Raw genomic sequence first — 5,269 nt, forward strand, 5'->3', positions numbered from 1 at the left:
CGTCTAACGAATCTACGGCGCGGAAGTTGCTTTCCATAAACGACTTGGCATTGGCAAACATTTGGGTATGGATCTCATCCAGCATCGTCCGTACTTCCTCAACCAATCGATCCTGCGAAACGATACGCTTCTCACCCGAGACACGAGAGACGAGGACAACTTGTCCATTCTCCATATCGCGAGGGCCGAGCTCGATACGAATCGGCACACCACGCATCTCATATTCGTTGAACTTCCAGCCCGGGCTCTGTTCGCGAGCGTCTACCTTAACCCGTACACCGGAGCGCTTCAACTCAGCGAACAGCTCATCGGTCTTGGCAATAACCATCTCTCTAGTCTTAGGAGGTCCAATTGGGATCATAACCACCTGTACAGGTGCTACCTTAGGAGGAAGTACTAGCCCACGATCGTCACCGTGCACCATGATGAGAGCGCCGATCAAGCGGGTGCTAACTCCCCATGAGGTCGTATGTACGAACTGCTGTTGATTGTCCCGATCGAGATATTGAATTTCGAACGCTTTGGCGAAATTTTGTCCCAAGTAATGGGATGTCCCCGCTTGTACGGCTTTACCATCCTTCATCATAGCTTCGATGGAGTAAGTATCGACTGCCCCCGCGAACTTCTCGGAAGGCGTTTTTTGACCCACAATGACCGGAATCGCTAAGAAATTCTCGACAAAATTCCGGTAAATCTCCAACATCTGCATCGTTTCCTTGCGTGCATCTGCTTCGTCTTCATGCGCGGTATGACCTTCCTGCCAGAGGAATTCAGTCGTGCGCAGGAACGGTAACGTGCGCTTCTCCCAACGAACGACGTTCGCCCATTGGTTGATGAGCAACGGCAAGTCGCGATACGATTGAATCCAGTTCGCATACATATGGCCGAACATCGTTTCCGATGTTGGGCGAATGGCCAGTCGCTCCTCCAGCTTCTCCCCCGCCGCTTCCGTTACCCACGGAAGTTCGGGATTGAACCCTTCCACGTGCTCCTTCTCTTTCTGGAAAAAGCTTTCAGGAATGAACAACGGGAAGTAGGCGTTACGATGCCCGGTTTCCTTGAACCGTGCATCGAGCTCGCGTTGAATGTTCTCCCATATTTCGTAGCCGTCCGGACGAAACACAATACAACCGCGGACTGGTGAGTAGCTCATCAGTTCCGCCTTGCTGATCGTATCAATGTACCAGCGGGAGAAATCCTCGCTCTGTGGTGTGATCTCCTTGACGAACTGCTTTTCTTTATCTTTTGACATTAGCGGTCACCTAAGCCTTTTGAATTATTAATACCATTAACCTTCTCCACGTACAAGCCGAAGGATATCATTATACGTCACGGCAATCATGAGCAACATCAGCGCCGCAAAGCCTATGAAATGCACGAGACTTTCCCGATTCGGGTCAACTGGACGCCCGCGAACCGCTTCGAATGCCAGGAATACAAGTCGGCTGCCGTCCAAGGCGGGGATCGGAAGCAAGTTGAATATACCCAAGTACAGACTAAGCACTGCAGCCCAGAACGTATATTGTGGAAGTCCAGCACTCGCGTGTTCGCTCGTCACTTCGACCATCCGTACCGGACCGCCAAGATCATCAAGCGAGAATTGCCCTAGAATAAGCATCTTGAAGCCGAGCAAGATTTGCTTTGTCGCCAGCTGCATATTGTCCCAACCACCGCTAAACGCTTCGCCGAAGCTGGTACTACGCTTATCTGAGTTCAAACCCACACCAACCATAATACGGTTGTCTGCGTTCTTAGTGGGCGTTACCTGGATCGGTGTTTCCTTGCCTTCACGTAGTACTACCCAATCCATCTTCTTATCAGCAGACTGACCGATCAACTCCGTTAATTTGCTCGTTGAAGTTTGGATCTGTGTTCCATTCACGGTCTTGATGATGTCACCGGCCTGAATACCAGCTTGCATGGCTGGAGAGTTCGGCTCTACTTTCTCAATCTTCACATTCGTCGGCATCCCAGCCAAGAACATGACGGTTACGAATAAGACGAAGGCCAGAATGAAGTTCATGAAAGGCCCGGCAAAGATGGACAACGCTCGTTGTCCAACCGTTTTACTGCCGAATTGGCGATTCCATGGTGCAATCTGTGTTTCTTTGCCCTTTGTGATCATAAGCGCTTCCGGATGTATCTGGAACGATTCGACTCCACCTGCGTCGAGACGGACGAACAGTTCTTTCTCCAAGTCAATCTTCTCCACCGAACCCAATATGACATCGGACCGCTGGTCGAGTTGATCTAGGTATATATGTGTGACTTGATTATGCTGCAGCTTCACGGCAATGGTCTGCCCCGGCTGTATGTTGACGATCTCTGGATCTTCTCCGGCCATGCGGACAAAGCCGCCTACCGGTAATAATCTTAGTGTATATCGAGTCTCCCCACGCTTGAACGAGAACAGCTTCGGACCGAAGCCGATCGCGAACTCTCTGACGAGAATTCCTGCTCGTTTGGCGAAATAGTAATGACCCCATTCATGAATCGTGACTAGCACGAAGAACAGAAGCACGATCTGAAATATGACCTGCGGTGACATGACATCTTCCTTTCGGGCTTAGCAACCCATAGACTGGACAAGCCTGCTCTAAGATTAACATTATTCCTTATATGAATACAAGCTTGGCCCCGTCTATAGAACTACCACTTACAACTGAAGACTGAAAGCTGTTGCTCTTGCCCACTGATCCTGTTCGGCAATCGCTTCTAATGTCGGGTTATTCGTCTGCATATGAGCCAACAGTACCCGTTCAATAATTTCTTCTATATGCAGGAAGGCGATCTCGCCTTGCAGGAACCTCGATACTGCCACTTCATTGGCTGCATTAAACACGGTCGGAGCCGTTCCTCCAAGCCGTCCGCATTCGAACGCCATTCGTAAGCAAGGGAAACGCTCGTAATCCATATGGCGGAAATTCAACTGACCAATCTGGGCCAAGTCCAATGACTTGGACGGACTATTCAGTCGATCCGGATAAGTGAGCGCATATTGGATCGGCACTCGCATATCCGGCAACCCTAGCTGGGCGATAACACTTCTATCCTTGAATTCTACGAAAGAATGCACGATACTCTCTGGATGAATGATTACTTCAATCTGATCGTATGGCATGCTGAAGAGCCAATGCGCTTCTATGACTTCCAAGCCTTTATTCATCATTGTCGCTGAATCGATTGTGATCTTAGCCCCCATCGACCAGTTCGGATGAGCCAATGCTTCCTTCACGCTAACGCCTTGCAGCTGTTCTCGGGTTTTGTCACGAAATGATCCACCTGACGCCGTAAGGACAATCTTCTCGATTTGATCGGCAGACTCTCTGTGCATGCACTGAAAGATCGCCGAGTGCTCGCTATCGACGGGCAACAACATGACGTTGCGGCGCGCTGCCGCTTCGGTAACCAGATGACCTGCACTAACCAGTGTCTCCTTATTCGCGAGCCCAATATGCTTACCTGCTTCGATTGCAGCTAATGTCGGACCGAGCCCTTGACTGCCTACCATCGCTGTAACGACGAGCTCGGCTTCAGTTGAAGCCGCAGCCTCAATCAGGCCCTCATCGCCGTATACGACCTTCACTCCAGCTCCAATCAACTGCTTGACCCGTTCTGCCGAATCTCGGTCGGCCATAGAGACGAGCTTAGGGTGGAACTGTTTCACTTGCTCCACGACCAGATCAACGTTTTTCCCAGCAGCCAGTGCTTCCACTTGGAAAAGCTCCGGATGGTGGGCAATGACGTCTAACGTTTGTGTCCCGACGGAACCAGTAGACCCCAGTACCGCTATGCGCTTCATCCTACATTCCACCTTTATACGGCTTTCGACTTACATGGGAAGTATAGCTAATAAATGAACGAATGGGAATACGATCAGCCAGCTGTCAAATCGATCTAGAACGCCGCCATGCCCAGGCAGTAAAGATCCCGTATCCTTGATATTACGAACCCTCTTGTATGCGGATTGAATCAAATCTCCCATCTGCCCTACAATGGCGACGACAACTCCTACCCACACCGCTTGTCCAATCGAAAGCAAATCCGGATTGTAGAGGGAAAAACAGCTCGCTGCGATAATCGACACGACTATTCCACCCAAGGAGCCTTCAACCGTTTTGTTAGGACTGATCGATGGCCACAGCTTCGTCCGACCCAACCATTTCCCTATAAAATAAGCGCCTGAATCCGTAAGTACGATACAAACGCAAATCAAGAGCGACCAGAACAAGCCTTGTTCCGAGAGCCGAGTAAGGAGTAAATAATGAAATCCAGTCCCTATGTACACTACACCTGTGAACAATAGTGCAATTTGATCGAGCTGTATTTTATTTTTGGACAGGACGGTGATTGCGAACAGAGCAAATAAGGTAATCCACACAATCGCTTCCCAGTTCGGGGTCCAGTCGGTCCAGTCGCTCCATGGGAACACTAATAGAATCATCCCAATAAGTGCAACACCGGCTGAGATTCCGCTCGGGTTCATTCCATTCATACGATTATACTCGAACATGCCAATAACAGCTAACAGCAGAAGCAGCGCAGCATATGCATAGCCGCCCCAAACGAGAAGTGCCAGAAAACCTGCCCCGCCCAATATGCCGGTGACCAATCTTTGTTTCAAGCGTCTACCTCCGTCTCTGCCTAGACTCCGCCATATCTTCGTATTCGTCGTTGATATTCACTGACCGCCTGCCTTAACATCTCTTCGTCGAAATCCGGCCAATATACATCCGTAAACCACAGCTCCGCGTAGGCTAACTGCCAGAGCATGAAGTTACTGATTCGGATTTCTCCGCTCGTCCGAATAATCATATCCGGATCAGGCAAATCTGCGGTCAACAAACAAGCGGAAATGTCCTCTTCCGTAATTTCATCAGGTCTTAATGAGCCTTGCCGAACCGCCTCGGCTATTGTCTGTATGGCTGCAACCATCTCCATACGACTGCCATAGTTGAAAGCAAAGTTGAGAATGAGGCCTGTATTGTGTTTTGTTTTCTCGATCGCTTCTTCTACGGCTGTCAACGTATGCTCCGGTACGTTGTCCTTCCACCCCATCATGCGTACTTGAACATTTTTCTTCACGAGTTCGTCAATTTCAAGCGCCAGAAATTCTTGCGGAAGCTTCATTAGAAATTCCACTTCTTCACGGGGACGCTTCCAATTTTCTGTAGAAAAGGAGTAAAGGGTCAACACTTTGACACCCATGTCATCAGCCGCGATTGTAATCCGTTTGATCGCCTTCATCCCTGCATGGTGCCCGGCAACC

The 5,269-nt window shown here is 49.8% G+C and carries 5 protein-coding genes; all 5 read right to left on the minus strand.

Annotated features, from left to right (window positions below; translation table 11 throughout):
* Positions 1 to 1,252, minus strand: a 1,252-nt coding sequence (gene proS / locus AC1DWB_RS30945) for a proline--tRNA ligase (RefSeq protein WP_477544941.1), incomplete at its 3' end; no start/stop codon positions are given.
* Between the two features lie 36 nt (positions 1,253 to 1,288).
* Positions 1,289 to 2,548 (minus strand): RIP metalloprotease RseP, encoded by a 1,260-nt coding sequence (gene rseP / locus AC1DWB_RS30950; protein ID WP_477544942.1) that lies wholly within the window; start codon positions 2,546 to 2,548, stop codon positions 1,289 to 1,291.
* 108 nt (positions 2,549 to 2,656) lie between these two features.
* Positions 2,657 to 3,802: a 1-deoxy-D-xylulose-5-phosphate reductoisomerase gene (locus AC1DWB_RS30955; RefSeq protein WP_477544943.1), complete on the minus strand. Its 1,146-nt coding sequence runs from the start codon at positions 3,800 to 3,802 to the stop codon at positions 2,657 to 2,659.
* A 30-nt stretch (positions 3,803 to 3,832) separates the two neighbouring features.
* Complete coding sequence (locus tag AC1DWB_RS30960; RefSeq protein WP_477544944.1) at positions 3,833 to 4,624, minus strand: phosphatidate cytidylyltransferase; 792 nt, start codon at positions 4,622 to 4,624, stop codon at positions 3,833 to 3,835.
* Positions 4,625 to 4,644: 20 nt separating this feature from the next.
* The coding region (locus tag AC1DWB_RS30965) for an isoprenyl transferase (RefSeq protein ID WP_477544945.1) at positions 4,645 to 5,269 on the minus strand (625 nt) is incomplete at its 5' end.

The organism is Paenibacillus sp. P4_E11 (genome assembly GCF_056401635.1).